The organism is Pontibacter pudoricolor (assembly GCF_010092985.1).
Taxonomy (GTDB): Bacteria; Bacteroidota; Bacteroidia; order Cytophagales; family Hymenobacteraceae; genus Pontibacter; species Pontibacter pudoricolor.
This window is the reverse complement of record NZ_CP048106.1, coordinates 1288624-1308372: the sequence shown is the minus strand read 5'-3', so window position 1 is coordinate 1308372 and position 19749 is coordinate 1288624. Positions and strand designations below refer to the sequence as shown.

Genomic DNA, 19749 nt, shown 5'->3' with positions numbered 1-19749 from the left:
TGAAACTATAAAAAAAGAGTGGCAGCAAGCCTGTAAGCCGGGTTCTGTCGCTACGCCCGAGGGCGCGCGTCTTATCATTTATCCAGGCCTGCACTCGCGCACAGGCTCTATCGACCTACCCACCGACATCGGACGAGCAGCCCTTAGTCCCGCCTAAGCGGAGACGCTGCCGGCCTATTTGGTCTTTCAACTCCTGAGGTTTACCCAGCCGGACTGGTCACCCAGCCGCTGGTGCGCTCTTACCGCACCTTTTCACCCTTACCGGACTAATTTTTAGTGAATAATTATTAATGACTAATTATTCATTAGACCGGCGGTTATTTTCTGTGGCACTGGCTGTATCAGTTTCGTCTCCAAAACAGACCCTTCCCGTTAGGAAGCAGGATGCTCTGCGTTGCCCGGACTTTCCTCTCCTCCACAAGGGGAGCAGCGATAAGACGGCTTGCTGCTTTCTCTTTTATAGTCTACAAAAGTAGGGCTTTTTTAGTTTAGGAGATAGAATAGTTTTGGAGTTAAAGAGTTTATGAGTATTGGAATTAAAGATTTATAGAATTAAAAACTTTCTAACTTTCTAACTTTCTAACTTCATCAATTCCTAAACTTATCTAAGTCTTACCAATGTGGCGCCGTAACCGAATTTTTCTTTTTTGGCGTCTTCGTAGAATTTGATGCCCGGCGTTCGGCTCAGTATTTTCTGAATCTCTTTGCGAAGAATACCATTGCCTGCCCCGTGAATGAACACGATCTCGTGCATGTTTGCAGCCATTGCCCTGTCTAAAGCACTCTGGAAAGTCTCGAGCTGCAGTTTTAGCATGGCGCTGTTACTCATGCTGCCGGGATCTTCTGTTAACTTTTCGATGTGCAGATCTACTTCGTGCTCCGGAGCTTGTAGTTTATAGTTGGTTTCTTTCTGCTCAGCCGTTTCTGCTAACTGCTCTTTAATTTTATCCGGATCTATAGTTGTCGGTTTGGTATCGAGCTGGAAAAGATAAGCTTCTTTGTTAAGTACCGGCGCCGTTTTCTTGCTTTTGTAAAAAGAGTTCGCCCTGAACTGAACGCGTTTGGTAACAGGCTCAAATAAAGCCGGAGCGCCGTTTCGGTGTTGTAAAAACTGTACTACCAGGCTGGGCCATTTTTCAAAATCCTTCAGGTGATAATGTGCTATAACCCGCGTTGCTTTTGAAGCCAGTTTATCGCTCTGGAGGCCGCGGTACTGGTTGTTTCGCTCTTCGCCGGTAGTAAACAGCACATCGTAATCGGTATTGTTAACGATAGTGGCAGCCAGCAATTCTTCCGACTGATGCACCATAGCCAGGTAAATTCCTTTTTCTGCCAGAACAGGGGCTGGCGGTTGTTTGCGTGTAGGCGCTTCAATAACATCATCAGAACGCATGTATTTGCTTTCCTCGGCAGATATCACCACAACTTCGCGGCGGGCTACCGGTATGGTAAAGTCGTTGTCAATCGCAACTTCAACTATATTGTTATCCAGAATCCTGGTTATTATGCCTTCCTCGCGACCAGACATCAGCCGCACACGGTCTCCTACGTTCATAGTTTCGTTATTCGTTTATCGTTATCAGTTTGTCGCAACTATAAACTATAGCCACCAACTATAGCAAAGATACGATAGCTTTAGAAGTATAGCGCATGAAATCTGAAACCATTCTTACGGTTGTATTCCAACGTAGGAGCTGGAATTTTAACTATACTGAGCACATACAAGGCTGTGTTCAGGAATTTGCTCCGGCCTTTAAAGTACAGCAGGTTCAGGTCTGGGCTCAGGTAAAACTGGCGGTGCGCATCAAATCCTGATCTGTAGTTTGTTGGCTCATGGTTATACACCACCTCTTCAGCGCCGTAGCCAACAGCTATGCTTAACCACTTTGGGTACCTGCTTTGCTCCTGTAGAAAATCACCCACATTTACCGATAGCCAATAGGTTTGGCCGTTATAGTCTTTCAGCGCCTGTTCTGCTAAACTGTTGCCCAGTACGTTTGGTCTTTCAGCTGCGTAACGGGTTTTATGGAAACTATACTTGGGCATGATGCGCACTTCGCGCCAGGCAAGCTCCTGGGCAACTATAGCCGCAGACCCTGCCGTATTCGCTACCAGGTCGCCTACTGATGCTCCGTAATCTTTCTGGTAACCATCAAAAACTTCGACAGGTGTTTGCAATACCACACCCAACAATCCTCCATAAACTATAGCTTTTTTTTCAGGCACACCGGCCCAGCGTAACATATCAATTCCGGCGCGGCTCTGGTGGAAAGCTCCCCAGAAGTGCCCGGCTTTATCTACCTGTCGCCATTGGCTGTTGTCGTTAAAGAAATGGAAATCTGTTCGTTCCTGATCCTGGTACCAGGCATTATTTAACCCAACGAGCATAGCCGAATACCCAACTGTAAAACCAGCACCTAATACCAGCAGTTTTTGCCTGTTAACCTTACCGGAGTCTGCCAACGCTATAGTTGTAGCCTTTGCAGTTGTGAGGTGCAAAAGCAGGCAAAGCGATAGTAGCAGTAAAGCCAGTTGTTTCAGCATTGGTCAAAGATAGGTAAAGCCGCTTATAGTTTATAGTTGGTGTTAAAAGCCAGGCGTCAATTTCATTTCAAACTATAAAGCAAGCCGACAGAAATTGTTGAAATATAGTGCAATTGAAGTATAACCTTATCAGGAAAAAATCTGTATTAACGGGTGCCAAACGAAGTGTGGAGAACACTTTTATTTCCGGGCAAAAAATACAGTATTCTCTTTTCAGAATTTTAACGTTGGGTGCGTAGCCACACGGATGCGCCAAAGCGACTATTCATACTTACTATTTTCATCTTACCTTATAATATGAACATAAAAAAAGTACTTGTTGCCAACCGTGGCGAGATTGCCATACGTGTATTGCGTGCCTGCACCGAGTTAGGTATAAAAACAGTAGCCATTTACACTTACGAAGACCGTTACTCGCTGCACCGCTACAAAGCTGACGAGGCTTACCAGGTTGGCAAAGACAACCAGCCACTGCAGCCTTACCTCGATATTGATGCCATCATTAAAATAGCCAAAGAGAATGGTGTAGATGCGATTCACCCGGGGTATGGTTTCCTTTCCGAGAACCAGTATTTTTCGCAGCGTTGTGCCGATAACGGGATCATTTTTATTGGCCCCAAACCAAGCGTTATGGCCTCGCTGGGAGATAAAATTGCCGCTAAAAAGGTAGCCCTGAGCAGCGAAGTGCCTATCATCCAGAGCAACGTGCAGGATCTGAAAACATATGAGATTGCCCTGGAAGAAGCACATCGCATTGGTTACCCGCTGATGCTGAAAGCTGCTGCCGGTGGTGGTGGCCGTGGTATGCGTGTAATCCGGGATGATGAGCAACTGGAGAAAGGATTTTTTGAAGCCAAAAACGAAGCCCTGAAAGCTTTCGGCGATGATACGCTTTTCCTGGAAAAGTATGTAGAAAACCCGAAGCACATCGAAGTACAGATCGTGGCCGACAACTATGGCAACATCACGCACCTGTTCGAGCGTGACTGCTCCGTGCAGCGCCGTTTCCAGAAAGTTGTGGAAGTAGCGCCGGCCATCAGTCTGGACGAAGAGACCCGGCAGAAACTATACGACTACGCTATTAGGATCTGCTCGGCGGTAAACTATAATAACGTAGGTACGGTGGAGTTCCTGGTAGAGCCGCACACCAACAACATCTTCTTTATTGAAGTAAACCCACGCATCCAGGTAGAGCATACGGTAACAGAAATGATCACCGGAATTGACCTTATCAAAACCCAGATCTTTATTGCAGATGGCTATAGGTTAGACCATGAAGAAGTACTGTTAGGGCCAAATCATATCGTTCGTGCAAACGGCGTGGCCATTCAGTGCCGGATCACTACCGAAGACCCGGAACAGGATTTTAAACCAGACTACGGTACAATTATAGCTTATCGCAGTGCCGGCGGTTTTGGTATTCGCCTGGATCAGGGCAGTGTGTATCAGGGAGCTAAGGTAAGTCCGTTCTTCGACTCGCTGTTGGTCAAAGTATCTGCACAGGCGCCAACCCTGAAGCATGCCGCCATGAAAATGTCGCGCACACTGGATGAGTTCCGTATTCGTGGCGTAAAACACAACATCCAGTTCCTGCAGAATATCATAAACCACCCGGTGTTTATTTCAGGTGATGCCACCGTGGACTTTGTGAAAAACCACCCGGAACTGTTCATTTTCAAAAAACCGCAGGACCGGGCCACCAAAATGCTGGGCTTCCTGGCCGAGGTGATTGTTAATGGCAACCCCGATGTAAAGAAAGTAGACAAAGACCGTGTGCTGATCAAGCCAGATTATCATGGCTTTAACCTGAACAAGGAATACCAGCCCGGTACCAAAGATCTTTTAACAAAGCTGGGCCCAGACGAGTTCTCGAAATGGCTCCGCAACGATCCGCAGATACATTATACCGATACCACTTTCAGGGATGCACACCAGTCGTTGCTGGCTACACGCATGCGTACGTTTGATATGATGAAGGTAGCCGAAGCGTTTGCCAAAGATCACCCGCAGACCTTTAGTATGGAAGTATGGGGCGGTGCGACGTTTGATGTTTGCCTGCGCTTCCTGCACGAAGACCCGTGGGAAAGGCTGACTCAGCTCCGTAAAGCTATCCCGAACATTCTGTTGCAGATGCTGATACGTGGTTCGAATGGCGTAGGCTATAAGGCTTATCCGGATAATCTGATCGAATCATTTGTAGAGAAGTCGTGGGAGACAGGGGTGGATGTGTTCCGTATTTTTGACTCGCTGAACTGGATGAAGAGCATGGAGCCGTGCATTAACTTTGTGCGCAAACGTAGCGGTGGCCTTGCTGAAGTGTCGATGTGCTATACCGGCGATATTCTGGACCCATCTAAAACAAAGTACACGCTGGAGTATTACCTGCAAATGGCAAAGCAGATAGAAGAAAGCGGTGCCCATATTCTGGCTATAAAAGACATGGCCGGTCTGCTGAAACCGTATGCTGCCAAACTGTTGGTAGAAGCCCTGCGCGACACGGTAAAACTGCCGATACACCTGCATACCCACGATACGTCGTCTATACAGCCAGCAACTTATTTAAAGGCTATTGAAGCAGGCGTGGACATAGTGGATGTGGCGCTGGGTTCTATGTCGGGCTTAACGTCGCAGCCTAACTTTAACTCGATGGTGGAGGCCATGCGTTTCCAGGAGCGCCACCGCGAGTTCGATCAGAAAAGCCTGAACCGCCACTCCAATTACTGGGAAACGGTGCGCGAGTATTACTATCCGTTCGAGTCTGGTCTGAAAGCCGGCACAGCCGAAGTGTACCATCACGAAATTCCGGGCGGGCAGTATTCTAACCTGCGTCCGCAGGCCAATGCGCTGGGCTTAGCAGATAAATGGGAAACTATAAAAGAAACCTACGCCGATGTAAATGCCCTGTTCGGAGATGTGGTAAAAGTAACGCCAAGCTCTAAAGTAGTAGGAGATATGGCACTTTACCTGGTAGCCAATAACCTGACGACGGTGGATGTACTTGAGCGCGGCGAAGAGATATCGTTCCCGGAATCGGTGCAGTCTTTCTTTAAAGGAGAACTGGGCCAACCAGTGGGCGGTTTCCCGAAAAAGCTGCAGAAGATCATCCTGAAAGACGAGCAACCGTTTACCGAACGGCCAAACGAGCACCTGGAGCCAATAGACCTGGAAGAAGAGTTTGCCGCGTTTCAGAAAAAATTCGGAGAGCAGACCAAGTATACCGATTTCCTGAGTTACCAGCTGTACCCTAAAGTGTACGAAGGTTACCACAAACATCTGGAACAGTACGGCGAAGTAGATCAGATCCCGACCCGTCTGTTTTTCTATGGCATGCAGCCCGGCGAAGAGGCCATCATCGACATTGCCCGCGGTAAATCCATCGTTATCAAATATCAGTCGCTGGGCCACGTAAACGAGGATGGTGAACGCACCGTGTTCTTTAAACTAAACGGTCAGACACGAAATATTGATGTGCGCGATAAGTCGGTGAAAGTGGAGAAGGTGCAGCATGTGAAAGTGGACAAAGCCAACCCGAAACAAATAGGCGCGCCTTTGCAAGGGTTGTTATCCAGAATTCTGGTAGAGAAAGAGCAACCGGTAAAAAAGAATACCCCGCTGTTCATAATCGAAGCCATGAAAATGGAGACAACTATAACCGCTACCTCAGACACCATGATATCGGCTATACATTTGCCGGAAGGATCGCTGGTAAATACGGATGACCTTGTGCTGACCTTATCTTAAAAATTGTAGGTTATTGTTCTTAACAAAAGAGCTGCCTGCTTAACAGGCGGCTCTTTTGTTTTATAGTTGGAAATCTAAACCCACCCAAGCCCTTCCGAGTAAGGGAATTAAGTTTTTCATATGGTGCGAGCGTCATAGCTTGTGTCGAACTATAGTTTAGTTTGAGCACTGGCTCAGTGATTCCGGAGAATCTGATACACCCTGTGTCACGCGTTCGGAAACTTGCGCCAATGAAAGGAACTATAAAACTATAGTTTCAACTATAGGCAAAGGTTAATGTCCTCTCGGGATGGGCTTTACATTATATAGTAGCTATAGTATACCCAACTATAGTTCGTGTTCTGGCAGGTTTTTATTATTTTTGAAGAATTTTATATTATTCAATTCCGTCTGTTCGGGCTAAGAACGTTCGGTTTTACTTTAATTACTGAACATGTTTATAGCACTTAGTTCGTTTACCATTGCCAATGATATGGCAGCTGAAGTGAGAGAAGCCTTTAAGAACAGGCCGCACATGGTTGATAAAGAAAAAGGCTTCCTGAAACTGGAAGTGATGTACCCGCAGGAAAACGAGAACGAGATCTGGCTGATGACCTACTGGACCGACGAAGAAAGTTACAAAGTATGGTTCGCCAACCATTACAAAGACTCGCACCACGGCATCCCGAAAGGGTTGAAGTTAGTGCCCGGTAGTACAAAGGTCAGATTTCTGGAGCACGTTTGCGGGTAAACTATAGTTTGAAGAAATAAAGAAGAGCAGCTTGTTTAAGGCTGCTCTTTTGGTTTATAGTTTTCTGCTGCTCTTTCGGACTTCCAAGTCCGGAAGCCCGCTGCCGGGGACATCCTTGTCCCCATACATAAGCCTTTACTTTACGCGGATAAGGATGTCGGCAGCAGGCATAGTTCCGGACAGGGATGTCCGAAACAGCGATTAGCGTAAAGACGTTTTGATCACACAAACTATAAAACTATACTATAACTATAGTCTAATCCTGTAAATCCATGCATCCTGTCAATCCTGATTTATACAAACAAAACCGCCCGCTACAAGTTATAAAAGTATAGTTTGGAAATATGCTGCATGCATACTATTTTTGGTTCATGCAGCCGGCAGCTTAGTCATCTTCGTAATCAAGGCCCATCAGCTTGTTGTAAGCCTGCTGCAGTTCTGAGAAGGCGTGCAGGTTTCCTTCCTGTCTGCTGATGAGCATTCCTTTTTTATAGATGCGCTCTGCTTCGTCGTTTTGTTCCAACTCTTCGTACAGCTTAGCGGCGTGGTAATACGTACCCACGTAGCGCTCATGGTCGGTCAGGAGTTGCGTGTAGTAGGTTAGTGCTTTTTCCTGGTCTGTGGGCTTATATTCCATGGCAAGGGCATAGATCGTGAAGGGATCATTCGGGTCTTCTTCCAGGAATTTATGAAGCTGTGCTATTCTATCTTGTGACATTTCGATTTGGCTATATTTTACTAACTTCGCAACAAATTTAACTTTTAATAAGCTAACTATTTTATCATATGAAAATATTAGTTTGCATCAGTAACGTTCCGGATACCACATCCAAGATCAACTTCTCCGGCGATAACAAATCGTTCGACAAGAACGGTGTACAGTTCGTGATCAACCCTTGGGATGAATACGCACTGACTCGCGCCATTGAGCTGAAAGAGGCAAAAGGCGGTAACGTTACGGTTCTGAACGTAGGAGAGGCCGATGCCGAACCAAACATCCGTAAAGCCCTGGCTATTGGCGCCGACGATGCCATCCGTGTGAACGCTAACCCGAAAGATGCTTTCTTTGTAGCGCAGCAGATTGCAGCGATCGCCAAACAGAACAACTACGACATGATCCTGATGGGTAAAGAGTCTATTGACTATAACGGCTCGCAGGTACATGGCATGGTAGGCGAGATGCTGGGTATTCCGGCTATAGTTCCGGCTTTTAAACTGGACATGGTGGATGACAGCACAGCACGCCTGGAGCGCGAGATTGAAGGAGGTAAAGAAGTGGTGGAAGTGAAACTACCTTTCGTTGCCAGCGCACAGCAGCCCATGTCGGAGCCTCGCATCCCGAATATGCGCGGTATCATGACAGCCCGTACCAAGCCTTTGCAGGTAGTAGAACCAGTTTCTGCTGAAGTAAAAGCGGATTACGTAGGCTACAGCAAACCGGAGAAAAAAGGCGGCGTGAAAATGATTGACGCAGAGAATGCCGGTGAATTGATTACATTATTAAGAAACGAAGCTAAAGTACTATAACTATGTCTGTATTAGTATTTGTAGAAGGATTTAACGGAGAGATCAAGAAATCTTCGTTAGAAGCAGCCACTTACGGCTACCAGGTTGCACAGCAGCTTGGTACAACCGCTACAGCAGTGGCCATCGGCGAAGTGCACGAAGAGGCACTTGCTAAATTAGGTGAACAGGGTATCAGCAAAGTGTTATACGATGCCGACAGCCGTCTGAACCAGTTTGTAGCCGATGCTTATGTAAAAGTGATCGCAAAAGCAGCGCAGCAGGAAAACGCCAAAGTGCTGGTGTTCTCTAACTCCAACATTGGTGCTGCCGTTGGCTCTAAACTGGCGGTGCGCTTAAATGGCTCGCTGGCAACAAACGTAACAACGCTGCCTAAAACAGATGGCGGCCAGTTTATAGTTACGCGCGGCGTATTTTCAGGCAAGGCCTTTGCCGATGTAAACCTTACTTCGGATTTAAAGATCATCGCTGTTAAAAAGAACGCATTTGAAGCTAACCACAATGCTGGCGCAACAGCAACTATAGAAAAACTCTCTGCTGAACTGAGCGATGCGGATTTTGCAGCAGCTCCGAAAGAAACGGTGATGCAGGACTCGAGCGGTGGCGTATTATTGCCAGAAGCCGAGATCGTAGTATCGGGTGGCCGTGGTTTGAAAGGACCTGAGAACTGGCATTTGGTAGAGGATCTGGCAAAAGCGCTGGGTGCTGCTACAGCCTGTTCTAAGCCGGTTTCAGATCTCGACTGGAGACCTCACCACGAGCACGTTGGCCAGACAGGTATCACGGTAAGCCCTAACCTGTACATTGCCATCGGTATTTCGGGTGCTATTCAGCATTTGGCCGGTGTTAACTCTTCTAAAGTTATTGTCGTTATTAACAAGGATCCGGAAGCTCCGTTCTTTAAAGCTGCCGATTACGGCATCGTTGGAGACGCTTTTGACGTAGTTCCTAAATTAATAGAGGCTGCCAAGGCCCTTGACAAATAGACTAAGAAGGCTTAATTGTGAAAAAAATTCAATTAGAGATACTCGGACTCTCTTCCAGTCAGTCGCAGACGGGCTCGTTTGCGCTTGTGCTCGGCGAGAGAGATGGAAACAGAAGGCTGCCGATCATTATCGGTATGTTCGAAGCACAGTCAATCGCGATTCAGATCGAAAAGATAAACCCTAACCGCCCGCTCACGCACGACCTGTTCAAGTCGTTTGCGGAACAGGTAAACGTCAGCATCACAGAAGTGCTGATCTCAGACCTGAAAGAAGGGGTGTTCTACTCTAAGATTATGTGTACCGATGGAGAAAAGGAGTTTGAGTTGGATGCACGTCCGTCAGATGCCATAGCCATAGGGTTACGCTTCGGGGTTCCGATCTATACCGTGGAAAGTGTGCTTTCAGAAGCCGGCATTATCCTAAGCGACCTGGAAGAGGAAGAGGAGGAAAGCGAAGAGGCTGCAACGGTGAAGAGTACTAGTACGGTTAGCGGTTCATCTAAAGAGCCCCTCCACGAAACTTCGGTTGATGATCTGAACAAAATGCTGAACGATGCCCTTGAAAAAGAGGATTACGAAAAGGCGGCCAAGATACGTGACGAGCTGAATAAACGCAATTAAGAGAACTATAATATTACACGGAGAGTCCTGCATTTATTACATGCAGGACTTTTTGTTTTATAACATTTAAGACTTACTTTTGACAAATTTTTAGCCTTCTTATGTTTGATGTTTTTAGAGGTATAATAGGTCTTATTGTCCTGTTATCAATCGGGTATCTGTTTTCCACGAGCAGAAAATCTATCAATTGGAGAATTGTAGCCTACGGTGTTTTCCTTCAGCTATTGTTTGGTATATTAGTAACCAAAGTTCCGCTTATAGCCGATGTTTTTGCATTTGTCAGCAGAGCTTTTGTTAAACTTCTGAGCTTCTCTAACGAAGGTGCCGCGTTCCTTTTCGGCAACCTGGCTGATCCATCACAGAATGCAGGTATCGGCTTTATCTTTGCCTTCAACGTACTCCCTACTATCATCTTCTTTTCAGCTGTCTCTTCCGGTTTATATTACTTAGGCGTGCTGCAGAAGATCGTTTTCGGTATAGCCTGGGTAATGTCGAAAGGCATGCGTTTGTCTGGTGCCGAGAGCTTATCTGCGGCAGGTAATATCTTTATGGGACAGACAGAGGCCCCCTTGCTGGTACGTCCGTTTATCGCCCGTATGACCAAATCAGAATTAATGTGTTTGATGACGGGTGGTATGGCTACGTTAGCCGGTGGTGTTTTGGCGGCCTATGTGTCTTTCCTGGGAGGGAGTGATCCGGCTCAGCAGGCAGTATTCGCAGCGCACTTACTTACAGCATCTATTATGAATGCACCGGCCGGTATAGTACTTGCAAAAATGCTGGTTCCGGAAACAGAGCATGATAAAATTAACACACAACTTGAAGTAAATGAAGAGCAGATTGGCGCTAACCTGATAGACGCGGTATCGAAAGGTGCTGCTGATGGTTTAAGATTAGCAGCAAACGTAGGTGGCATGTTACTTGCCTTTATCGCTGTTATTGCATTGCTTAACTATGTATTAATGAAACTTGGTGCCGCTACAGGCCTGAATGAACTTATAGTTGCCAGCACCAATGGTCATTTCGACGGTTTCTCCTTCCAGTACATTCTCGGCCAGATTTTCCGGGTATTTGCCTTTATCATGGGTGTGCCCTGGGTTGATACCCTGCAGGTAGGTAGTTTGCTTGGTCAGAAAACGGCTATCAATGAGTTTGTTGCTTATCTCGATCTGGCCAACATGAAGGAGGCCGGAACGCTATCTACCAAATCTATCATCATGGCTACGTATGCGCTTTGCGGTTTCTCTAACTTTAGCTCCATCGCAATCCAGGTAGGAGGTATTGGTGGTATGGCTCCAAATCAGCAGACCAACATTTCAAGACTTGGATTCCTTGCCTTACTCGGTGCTTCTATCGCATGTATGATGTCGGCTACCGTTGCAGGTATGTTGTATTCCTTCTAAAGCTACAAACTATACATAAGTAGGGTCTCTCACTGAAAATGGGAGACCCTTCTTATTTATAGTTACAGGGAGCCTTTATTTTCCCTTGTCTTCCCTGCTATGTTCCTTCTCTTCGCGGGCTTCTTCCTGCACTTCATCTTCAACTTTCTTGGCGTCGCGCATCAGGCGGTTTGCAAAAATAAACTCGTTCAGCTCTCTTATATCAGTATCCATGATCTGGTCTCGGGTACCTTCCCATAGTTTCTTACCTTCATAAAGGAACATGATCTTGTCACCGATCTCTATTACCGAGTTCATATCGTGCGTTACGATAATAGTGGTAATGTTATACTCTTCTGTGATCTCTTTTATCAGTTCGTCAATTTTCAAAGAAGTCAGGGGATCCAGTCCGGAGTTTGGTTCGTCGCAGAACAGATACGTACAGTGTGGGGCAATAGCACGGGCTATACCCACGCGTTTCTTCATACCACCGCTTAACTCCGAAGGCATTTTCTTGTTAGAACCTTCCAGTCCTACGCGTTTCAGGCAAAAGTTTACACGATCCATCCGGTCGCTTTTGCTCATATCCGGTGTAAGCATTTTAAGCGGGAATTCAACGTTTTGCTGCACAGTCATTGAGTCAAAAAGGGCAGAGCTCTGGAACAGCATTCCTATTTTACGGCGTATCTCCTGACGAATGTCCAGTTTGTTGTTCGTAAAATAAGTGCCGTCAAACGTAACGCTGCCAATGTCAGGCTTAACGAGGCCTACAATGCACTTCAGCAGTACGCTTTTACCGGTTCCGCTGGCACCGAGCAACAGGTTTGTTTTGCCTGTTTCGAACACGCCGCTTACGCCATCCAGTACTTTTTTGTCGCCGAAGGTTTTATGTATGTTATGTATTTCTATCATGTTGGGATTAAACTATAAGAGCAGCTCAGCACAAACGTAATCTGCGATCAGGACGGCTATAACACTGTTAGTTACGGCACTGGTACTGGCAGCACCTACTTCAAGAGCTCCGCCGGCTGTATTATATCCTCTGAAAGATGACAGAGAAGAGATCAGGAAGGCAAAAACCACTGATTTTATAAGGGCAAATACAATATTATAAGGAATAAAGGCGTCACGAATACCTGTAATGTACTCCTGGGCTGTAAGGGCTCCTGTTAAGGTACCGGCTACATAACCACCTGCAATGGACAGGAACATAGCCAACGTTACCAGCATCGGGAAAACTATTAGCGCAGCCAGAATTTTAGGGAGTACCAGGTAACTGGCAGAGTTAATTCCCATAACCTCCAGGGCATCTACCTGTTCTGTTATCTGCATGGTGCCTAGCCCGCCGGCAATGCTTGAACCAACTTTGCCGGCCAGTACTATAGATGTTATAGTTGGGGCTAGTTCCAGTATGGTCATTTCGCGTACCATAAAACCTATAGTTGAGCGTGGTATAAGAGCACTTGTCAGGTTATATGAAACCTGCACACAGGTTACAGCGCCAATAAAAGTAGACACAATAGCCACGATCATAATAGAGTTTATACCTATAAGTATGGCTTCATCTATAGTTCTGTTAAATAGTATACGTGGCGACTCGCCCCGCACTACCAGGGTGCTCATGAATAAAAGGTATTTTCCGAAATGCTCCAGCATAGGGTGTTCGATTTCAGTAAGGCTTAGTTTAACTAATTTAGGTCAAAAATACGCTATAAATACCTATCTTTCGTTTTAAATTAAGGAACATATTATTTTTAACATATACCACATGCAACGATATATAGTTGTTACAGGCGGCACGAAAGGTATTGGAAGAGCGGTTGTAGAACAATTCGCAAAAGAGGGGTTCCACATTATCACCTGCTCCCGAAACGAAAATGACCTGCAAAAGTTGAAGTTAGAGATAGAACAGGCGTATACTTTCTCTAAAGTGTTTTATAAGCAGGCAGATCTGAGTGACCGGAAATCAATAGAATCGTTTCTGAAGTATGTACAGGGGCTAAACGTGCAGGTTGATGTAGTGGTAAATAACAGCGGTTTATTTATACCCGGCAAGATTACAGAGGAAGACGATGAAGCCCTGCCATTCATGATCAATACCAACCTTTACAGTGCTTACTATATTTCTAAAACGCTGGTAAAAGATATGATAAAGCGCCGCAGCGGACATATCTTTACACTATGCTCAACGGCCAGCATTGTTCCTTATACAAACGGTGGATCTTACTGCATCTCTAAATTTGCCTTGTATGGCATGACCAAAGTACTGCGCGAAGAGACCAAAGAACATAATGTAAAAGTAACAGCCATACTGCCGGGCGCAACCCTGACGGCAAGCTGGGAAGGAGTAGACCTGCCTCCTGAACGTTTCATGAAATCAGAAGATGTAGCCCACGCGATCTGGGGAGCTTATACCATGTCAGAAAACAGCGTGGTCGAAGAAATACTGATCAGGCCACAACTGGGAGACCTTTAGAAGTTTAGAAGTTAGAAAGTTAGAAAGTTAGAAAGTTGAAGGGTTGTAGAGACACAATACTTGCGTGTTAAGCATTAGCAGGGTAAACAATCAACCATTTAGCCATTTAACAATTAACAATCAGCACGCAACAAGTAGAATACCCGTTCAGGATTAAACTATAGAACTATGGAATTACAAGGTAAAATTGCCGTGGTAACCGGCGTCAGTAAAGGTATTGGTTTGTCGACTGTAGAAGCGCTTTTGGAGAAAGGTGCTATAGTTGCCGGCTGGGGCAGAAATGCTCCCGAATTACAACATCCGAATTTTCATTTCTTCGAATGTGATGTACGCTATGCGGAATCGGTTCAGAATGCGTTCGACCAAACTATAAGCCGGTTGGGTGTACATATTGCTGTGCTGGTTAATAATGCCGGTCTCGGAATTGGAGGAAAGCTGGATGAGATAAGTATGGATGACTGGCATACCATGTTTGAGACAAATGTGAACGGAGTGTTTTATTGTACACGCCTGGTTCTGCCTGAAATGAAAGAACAGGGCGAAGGCCATATCATCAACATCTCCTCTATAGCTGGTACAACCGGAATCGAGGAAATGTCGGGCTACTGCGGCAGCAAGTTTGCGGTGCGTGGTATTTCGCAGGCTTTGTACAAAGAGGTGCGCAACTATGGCATTAAAGTTACCTGCATTTACCCGGGTTCTGTTAACACGAATTTCTTCGATAATTTTGAGAACGTAACTGCCCGCGAGAACATGATGCGCCCCGAAGATATCGCCTCCACTATAGTTCATGCCCTGGAATCTCATCCTAACTATCACCACGTGGATATTGAAGTTCGGCCGCTGATGCCAAAAGGTAAAATTCAGAAACAGAACTAAGATTTTAAAGTCAGAGGAAAATTCAGGATTTAGTATCTTTGAAGGGAGTTATTAATGAATAATTAATAATGAGTGATGACTAATGATGTAAGTCCAACTGATCATTACTCATTCTTCATTAATCATTATAAGAATGTCTGTAGAAGTAAAGAACCTTACCAAGATTTTCGGGGAGCAGCGCGCTGTAGATGATATTTCGTTTACAGTGGAGCAGGGACAGATACTGGGATTTCTGGGGCCAAACGGTGCCGGTAAATCCACTACCATGAAGATCGCGACCTGCTACCTGCCACCTACTTCCGGAACTATAGTTGTGAATGGCCACGATGTGGTGCAGGATCCGATTACCGTTCGGCGTATGGTAGGGTATTTGCCGGAACACAATCCGTTGTACCTGGATATGTATGTGCACGAGTACCTGGAGTTTGTAGCGTCGGTGTACGGTTTAAAAGGCAAGCAGGCAAAAGCGCGTATCCAGGAAATGGTAGAGCTTTGCGGGCTTACGCTGGAGCAGGGCAAGAAAATAGGAGCCTTATCGAAAGGTTACCGCCAGCGTGTCGGACTCGCACAAGCCCTGGTGCATGACCCGCAGGTGCTTATTCTGGATGAGCCCACCACCGGCCTTGACCCAAACCAGATCGTCGAGATCCGCTCGCTTATAAGGCGCATCGGGCAGGATAAGACTGTTATTTTCTCGACACATATTATGCAGGAAGTTACCGCCATCTGCGACCGTGTTGTGATCATAAACCGTGGTAAATTAGTGGCTAACAGCGATGTGGCAAGTCTGCAGGCAGGTAACAGAGGTGCTAAGCTTACACTGGTAGAATTTGAGCAACCCATAAACATCGAACAGCTGCTAACTATAGTTGGGGTCGAGAAAGTGGAACCTGTTCTTAACAATACCTACCGCATTACTTCCAGCCAGGATGCTGACATCCGTGCATCTGTTTTCCGGATCGCAGCAGAACAGAACTGGCCATTGGTTGGTCTTCGGCAGGAAGAAAACTCACTCGAACAAATATTCCAACAACTAACTAAGAATGAATAATTAGTAATGATTAATGAATGATACTTCGCTGACATATTATTCATTAATCATTCGTCATTACTAATTAATATATGCTCGCTATACTCAAGAAAGAATTTAACGGCTTCCTGAACTCCCTGATTGCCTATATGGTGATTGCGGTGTTCCTGGTAGCTACCGGTATGTTTATGTGGGTGTTCCCGGAGAGCAGCGTTTTGACCTACGGCTTTGCCGATATGCAGACGCTTTTCTCGATGGCTCCGTGGCTGTTCCTGTTCCTGATACCGGCTATAACCATGCGTACTTTTGCCGAAGAAAAACGTGAAGGAACTATAGAGCTGCTGCTTACCAAACCTATTACTGATCTGCAGCTTATACTCGGAAAATACTTTGCTGCTTTGCTACTGGCCTTGTTCGCATTGGTGCCTACGCTGCTGTATTACTATACGGTTTACGAACTGGGTAATCCGCAGGGCAACGTCGATTCAGCAGCTGTAGTTGGCTCTTACCTGGGGCTTATTTTCCTGGCAGGCGTGTTCTGCGCGATAGGTGTTTTTGCTTCTTCCATTTCCAGCAACCAGATCATCTCGTTTATAGTTGCGCTGTTCATGTGCTACATCATTTACACTGGCTTCGATCTGCTGGCATCTACTCCGGCGCTGGCAAACTATAGTTATGGCATCAGTCAACTGGGTATCTCTTATCATTACGATGCAATCAGCAAAGGCCTTGTCGACTCGCGAGATGTACTGTATTTTCTAACAGTTATAGCCATTATGATCTTATCTACTAAACTGGTATTAAGCAGCAGAAAATGGTAACGCAGGAGACAACAAAACTAACCAGCAACCGTCGTCGCGACCTTACCAGCTACCTTATAGCTATAGTTGTGTTGGTGGTTCTTAATATGCTGGTTTACAATTACTTTTTCAGGGTTGATTTAACTGAAGATAAAAGGTATTCCATAGCACCTGTAACAGAGCAAATGCTGGGAAACTTACCAGAAGAAGTGTTTGTAGAAGTTTACCTGGAAGGTGATTTCCCGGCTGGGTTTAAACGGTTACAGCAGTCCATAAGAGAGAACCTGGAGGAGTTCAGGATTTATTCGGATGGAAAGGTACGCTTCGTTTTCTTCGACCCGAATTCGATAACGGATGAGCAGAAGCGAAATGAGTTTATGCAGCAACTCGCCCGGAAAGGAATACAGCCTACCAACCTGAAAGCAACTGAAGAAGGAAAACAGGTAGAACGTCTTGTTTTTCCGGGAGCTATAGTTCGGTACAAAGGCAAAGAAACAGCAGTTAATTTTTTAAAAGGTAACCTGGCAGCTACGCCGGATGAGCGTCTGAACCAATCGGTAGAGGGAGTGGAGTATGAGTTGGCTACGGCAGTGCGTAAAGTAGCTTTCCAGGGAAACAAAGTAATAGGGTACATAACAGGGCAGGGCGAGTTACCTCAACAGCAGGCCACCGACCTGCTTGGCTCGCTACAGGAATACTATAGAGTTGCCCTGGGAGATCTGGACCAGATACCGACACTTAAAGGTCTGGACCTCATTATTGTTGCCAAGCCAACAACTGCATTTTCAGAAGCTGACAAGTTTAAGATCGATCAGTTTATTATGAACGGGGGCAAAGCAGTATTTTTTGTAGATGCCCTGAACGCTGACCTGGATAGCCTAGGAAGAGGAGGTACGTTTGCCCTGCCCTACAACCTGAACTTAGAGGATATGTTCTTTAAGTACGGCGTTCGCTTTAACCCTACACTCATCATGGACCTGAACTCTGGTTTTATTCCGTTGGTAACAGGTTTTACCGGGGGCAAGCCACAGACAGAGATGATCAACTGGCGCTTTTATCCGCTGCTTAATACGTTCAGTAAACACCCGGTAACCCGCAACCTCGATGCCGTTTACAGTAAGTTCATCGGAACTATAGATACCGTTAAGGCCGCCGGAATCCGTAAAACGCCGCTGATCTATACTTCCCAATATTCACGCATTATGCAGGCGCCTGTGCCGCTAACCCTGGAAGAGGCACGCATGGAGGTAAATCCGGAACAGTACCAGGCAGGGGAGCAGCCGGTAGGTTATTTGCTGGAAGGAGCTTTTACGTCGTTATTCCGTAACCGACGCGCACCGGAAGGCATAACCAATACAACTATAAAAGAGCAGGGCGTACCTACCAAGATAGCTGTTTTCTCAGATGGTGACCTGATCCGGAATGACGTGAACCCACGAACGGGGCAGGCGTATGAACTGGGTTTCGACAGGTTTAACAACATTAAGTTTGCCAACAAAGAGCTAGCGATGAACACCATTCATTACCTGCTGGATGCGGATGGCCTAATCAATGTACGGAGCAAGGAAATAAAACTTCGTCCGTTAGACAGGGTACGGGTGCAGGAAGAGAAAACGTATTGGCAGGCGCTTAACTTAGTCGCCCCGATTGCCTTGCTGGCCCTGTTTGGAGTAGCGCGTTACTACATGCGCAAACGCAGGTACGAGAAATTCTGAAAATATAGGCTTAAACAGCCATAAAACTCGAAAACCTTTGCGTTTATAGGTAGTATAAATCCGAATTATTTTTAACTTTGCCTAAATAACATTATAGCGATAAAGAATGAAATTTATAGTTTCTTCATCTGCGCTGCTTAAGCAGTTAGCCAGCATAAATGGGGTAGTAACCAACAACCCGGTAGTGCCAATCCTTGAAAACTTTTTGTTTGAAATAAGCGATAGCACACTTACTATCACAGCCAGTGACCTGGAAACTTCTATGATAACGGAGTTGCCTGTTGAAGCGAAAGAGAACGGCCGTATAGCTGCTCCTGCCAGAATATTGCTTGATACCCTGAAGAACCTGCCGGACCAGCCGGTAACCTTCACGATAGATGAAGAAACCTATACGATAGAGATCAGCTCTTCGAACGGCCGTTACAAGCTGTCTGGCGAGAACGCTACTGATTTCCCGCGTGTGCCGGTTGTAAAAGGCGGTAACGCCATAGAAATTCCTTCTAACGTACTGGCGCGTGCTATCAACAAGACCATTTTTGCGGTTAGCAACGATGAGCTTCGCCCGGCCATGACAGGTATTTTTGTGCAGCTGCGTTCTGATAACGTAACGTTTGTTGCTACAGACGGTCACCGTTTACTTCGCTACCGCCGTACAGATATCGCTACCAGCCAGGAAGCATCGCTTATTATTCCACGTAAGGCTTTCACACTGCTTAAGTCTACGTTGCCATCAGAAGCTACTTCGGTTCGTGTAGAGTTTAACAACTCCAATGCGTTCTTCAGCTTCGATAACATCCGTATGATCTGCCGTCTGATTGATGAGCGTTACCCGGATTATGAAAATGTTATACCGGTACAGAACCCGAACAAACTTGTAATTGAGCGCCAGGCCTTGTTAAGCTCTGTTAAGCGTATCTCTATTTACTCCAACAAAACCACGCACCAGATCCGTCTGAAACTGTCTGGGTCCGAACTGCAGGTGTCTGCAGAAGACCTGGATTTCTCGAACGAGGCGAATGAGCGTTTAGCTTGCCAGTACGACGGCGAAGACATGGAAATTGGTTTCAATGCTAAGTTCCTGGTTGAGATGCTGAACAATATGGACTCTGATGAGATCACCTTTGAGCTATCAACCCCGAACAGAGCCGGTTTGCTAATGCCGCTTGCCAACGAAGACAATGAAAATGTTTTGATGCTGGTAATGCCTGTAATGCTGAACAATTACGTATAAGGACATATATTTCTTCTAACGCGCAGAAGGCGGGCCTACAAAGCCCGCCTTCTGTATTTATAGCCAACTATAAGCCATAAAAAAAAGACGC

At 46.0% G+C, this 19749-nt stretch carries 17 protein-coding genes and 1 other RNA gene; 12 read left to right on the top strand and 6 right to left on the bottom strand.

Going from position 1 to position 19749, the window contains the following annotated elements; translation table 11 throughout:
* Positions 1–17 precede the first annotated feature (17 nt).
* The 3 genes from rnpB to GSQ66_RS05645 form a co-directional block, all read right to left on the bottom strand.
* Positions 18–449, bottom strand: an RNA gene (rnpB, locus tag GSQ66_RS05655) — RNase P RNA component class A.
* 152 nt (positions 450–601) lie between these two features.
* Positions 602–1555 carry a Smr/MutS family protein gene (locus GSQ66_RS05650; RefSeq protein ID WP_162426571.1) on the bottom strand — a complete coding sequence of 318 codons (954 nt, stop codon included), beginning with the start codon at positions 1553–1555 and terminating at the stop codon, positions 602–604.
* Positions 1556–1635: 80 nt separating this feature from the next.
* The gene (locus GSQ66_RS05645) at positions 1636–2544 is read right to left on the bottom strand and encodes a DUF2279 domain-containing protein (protein ID WP_162426570.1); all 909 of its coding nucleotides are present in this window, start codon (positions 2542–2544) and stop codon (positions 1636–1638) included.
* 297 nt (positions 2545–2841) lie between these two features.
* Between GSQ66_RS05645 and GSQ66_RS05640 the strand changes: the two genes are divergently transcribed.
* Both GSQ66_RS05640 and GSQ66_RS05635 read left to right on the top strand, forming a co-directional pair.
* Positions 2842–6285 carry a pyruvate carboxylase gene (locus GSQ66_RS05640; RefSeq protein ID WP_162426569.1) on the top strand — a complete coding sequence of 1148 codons (3444 nt, stop codon included), beginning with the start codon at positions 2842–2844 and terminating at the stop codon, positions 6283–6285.
* 433 nt (positions 6286–6718) lie between these two features.
* Complete coding sequence (locus GSQ66_RS05635) at positions 6719–7015, top strand: antibiotic biosynthesis monooxygenase family protein (protein WP_162426568.1); 297 nt, start codon at positions 6719–6721, stop codon at positions 7013–7015.
* Positions 7016–7400: 385 nt separating this feature from the next.
* On the opposite strand, the gene GSQ66_RS05630 is transcribed toward GSQ66_RS05635, so the two are convergent.
* A complete protein-coding gene (locus GSQ66_RS05630) occupies positions 7401–7733 on the bottom strand; it encodes a tetratricopeptide repeat protein (RefSeq protein ID WP_162426567.1) in 333 nt (110 codons plus the stop codon).
* Positions 7734–7801: 68 nt separating this feature from the next.
* On the opposite strand from GSQ66_RS05630, the gene GSQ66_RS05625 reads away from it, so the two are divergent.
* The 4 genes from GSQ66_RS05625 (at position 7802) to GSQ66_RS05610 (ending at position 11548) form a co-directional block, all read left to right on the top strand.
* Positions 7802–8542 (top strand): electron transfer flavoprotein subunit beta/FixA family protein, encoded by a 741-nt coding sequence (locus tag GSQ66_RS05625; RefSeq protein WP_162426566.1) that lies wholly within the window; start codon positions 7802–7804, stop codon positions 8540–8542.
* Between the two features lie 2 nt (positions 8543–8544).
* On the top strand, positions 8545–9525 hold the full coding sequence (locus GSQ66_RS05620) for an electron transfer flavoprotein subunit alpha/FixB family protein (RefSeq protein WP_162426565.1): 981 nt from the start codon (positions 8545–8547) through the stop codon (positions 9523–9525).
* 17 nt (positions 9526–9542) lie between these two features.
* Complete coding sequence (locus tag GSQ66_RS05615; protein WP_162426564.1) at positions 9543–10145, top strand: bifunctional nuclease family protein; 603 nt, start codon at positions 9543–9545, stop codon at positions 10143–10145.
* A gap of 101 nt (positions 10146–10246) precedes the next feature.
* On the top strand, positions 10247–11548 hold the full coding sequence (locus GSQ66_RS05610) for a NupC/NupG family nucleoside CNT transporter (protein ID WP_162426563.1): 1302 nt from the start codon (positions 10247–10249) through the stop codon (positions 11546–11548).
* Between the two features lie 75 nt (positions 11549–11623).
* On the opposite strand, the gene GSQ66_RS05605 is transcribed toward GSQ66_RS05610, so the two are convergent.
* Entirely contained in the window at positions 11624–12439 is an 816-nt protein-coding gene (locus GSQ66_RS05605) for an ABC transporter ATP-binding protein (protein WP_162426562.1), read from the bottom strand.
* 12 nt (positions 12440–12451) lie between these two features.
* The gene (locus GSQ66_RS05600; RefSeq protein ID WP_202923406.1) at positions 12452–13183 is read right to left on the bottom strand and encodes an MlaE family ABC transporter permease; all 732 of its coding nucleotides are present in this window, start codon (positions 13181–13183) and stop codon (positions 12452–12454) included.
* Between the two features lie 112 nt (positions 13184–13295).
* On the opposite strand from GSQ66_RS05600, the gene GSQ66_RS05595 reads away from it, so the two are divergent.
* From GSQ66_RS05595 to dnaN, 6 genes are all read left to right on the top strand, one after another.
* Positions 13296–14003 carry an SDR family oxidoreductase gene (locus GSQ66_RS05595; protein ID WP_162426561.1) on the top strand — a complete coding sequence of 236 codons (708 nt, stop codon included), beginning with the start codon at positions 13296–13298 and terminating at the stop codon, positions 14001–14003.
* 168 nt (positions 14004–14171) lie between these two features.
* Positions 14172–14882, top strand: a complete 711-nt coding sequence (locus tag GSQ66_RS05590) for an SDR family oxidoreductase (RefSeq protein WP_162426560.1) — start codon at positions 14172–14174, stop codon at positions 14880–14882.
* Between the two features lie 133 nt (positions 14883–15015).
* Positions 15016–15933, top strand: a complete 918-nt coding sequence (gene gldA, locus GSQ66_RS05585; protein WP_162426559.1) for a gliding motility-associated ABC transporter ATP-binding subunit GldA — start codon at positions 15016–15018, stop codon at positions 15931–15933.
* 71 nt (positions 15934–16004) lie between these two features.
* Entirely contained in the window at positions 16005–16733 is a 729-nt protein-coding gene (gene gldF, locus GSQ66_RS05580; protein WP_162426558.1) for a gliding motility-associated ABC transporter permease subunit GldF, read from the top strand.
* Positions 16727–18427 (top strand): gliding motility-associated ABC transporter substrate-binding protein GldG, encoded by a 1701-nt coding sequence (gene gldG, locus GSQ66_RS05575; protein ID WP_162426557.1) that lies wholly within the window; start codon positions 16727–16729, stop codon positions 18425–18427. The genes gldF and gldG overlap by 7 nt, the downstream gene beginning before the upstream one ends.
* 106 nt (positions 18428–18533) lie before the next feature.
* Positions 18534–19658, top strand: a complete 1125-nt coding sequence (gene dnaN / locus GSQ66_RS05570) for a DNA polymerase III subunit beta (RefSeq protein ID WP_162426556.1) — start codon at positions 18534–18536, stop codon at positions 19656–19658.
* Positions 19659–19749: the final 91 nt, after the last annotated feature.

Bases quoted from the DNA above. Each gene is read 5' to 3' on its own strand.
- GSQ66_RS05610 (WP_162426563.1), top strand. From the start codon at position 10,247: ATGTTTGATGTTTTTAGAGGTATAATAGGTCTTATTGTCCTGTTATCA.
- dnaN (WP_162426556.1), top strand. From the start codon at position 18,534: ATGAAATTTATAGTTTCTTCATCTGCGCTGCTTAAGCAGTTAGCCAGC.
- GSQ66_RS05605 (WP_162426562.1), bottom strand. From the start codon at position 12,439: ATGATAGAAATACATAACATACATAAAACCTTCGGCGACAAAAAAGTA.
- GSQ66_RS05625 (WP_162426566.1), top strand. From the start codon at position 7,802: ATGAAAATATTAGTTTGCATCAGTAACGTTCCGGATACCACATCCAAG.
- GSQ66_RS05595 (WP_162426561.1), top strand. From the start codon at position 13,296: ATGCAACGATATATAGTTGTTACAGGCGGCACGAAAGGTATTGGAAGA.
- GSQ66_RS05640 (WP_162426569.1), top strand. From the start codon at position 2,842: ATGAACATAAAAAAAGTACTTGTTGCCAACCGTGGCGAGATTGCCATA.
- GSQ66_RS05645 (WP_162426570.1), bottom strand. From the start codon at position 2,544: ATGCTGAAACAACTGGCTTTACTGCTACTATCGCTTTGCCTGCTTTTG.
- GSQ66_RS05590 (WP_162426560.1), top strand. From the start codon at position 14,172: ATGGAATTACAAGGTAAAATTGCCGTGGTAACCGGCGTCAGTAAAGGT.
- GSQ66_RS05630 (WP_162426567.1), bottom strand. From the start codon at position 7,733: ATGTCACAAGATAGAATAGCACAGCTTCATAAATTCCTGGAAGAAGAC.
- GSQ66_RS05620 (WP_162426565.1), top strand. From the start codon at position 8,545: ATGTCTGTATTAGTATTTGTAGAAGGATTTAACGGAGAGATCAAGAAA.
- GSQ66_RS05650 (WP_162426571.1), bottom strand. From the start codon at position 1,555: ATGAACGTAGGAGACCGTGTGCGGCTGATGTCTGGTCGCGAGGAAGGC.
- gldF (WP_162426558.1), top strand. From the start codon at position 16,005: ATGCTCGCTATACTCAAGAAAGAATTTAACGGCTTCCTGAACTCCCTG.
- GSQ66_RS05600 (WP_202923406.1), bottom strand. From the start codon at position 13,183: ATGCTGGAGCATTTCGGAAAATACCTTTTATTCATGAGCACCCTGGTA.
- GSQ66_RS05635 (WP_162426568.1), top strand. From the start codon at position 6,719: ATGTTTATAGCACTTAGTTCGTTTACCATTGCCAATGATATGGCAGCT.
- gldG (WP_162426557.1), top strand. From the start codon at position 16,727: ATGGTAACGCAGGAGACAACAAAACTAACCAGCAACCGTCGTCGCGAC.
- gldA (WP_162426559.1), top strand. From the start codon at position 15,016: ATGTCTGTAGAAGTAAAGAACCTTACCAAGATTTTCGGGGAGCAGCGC.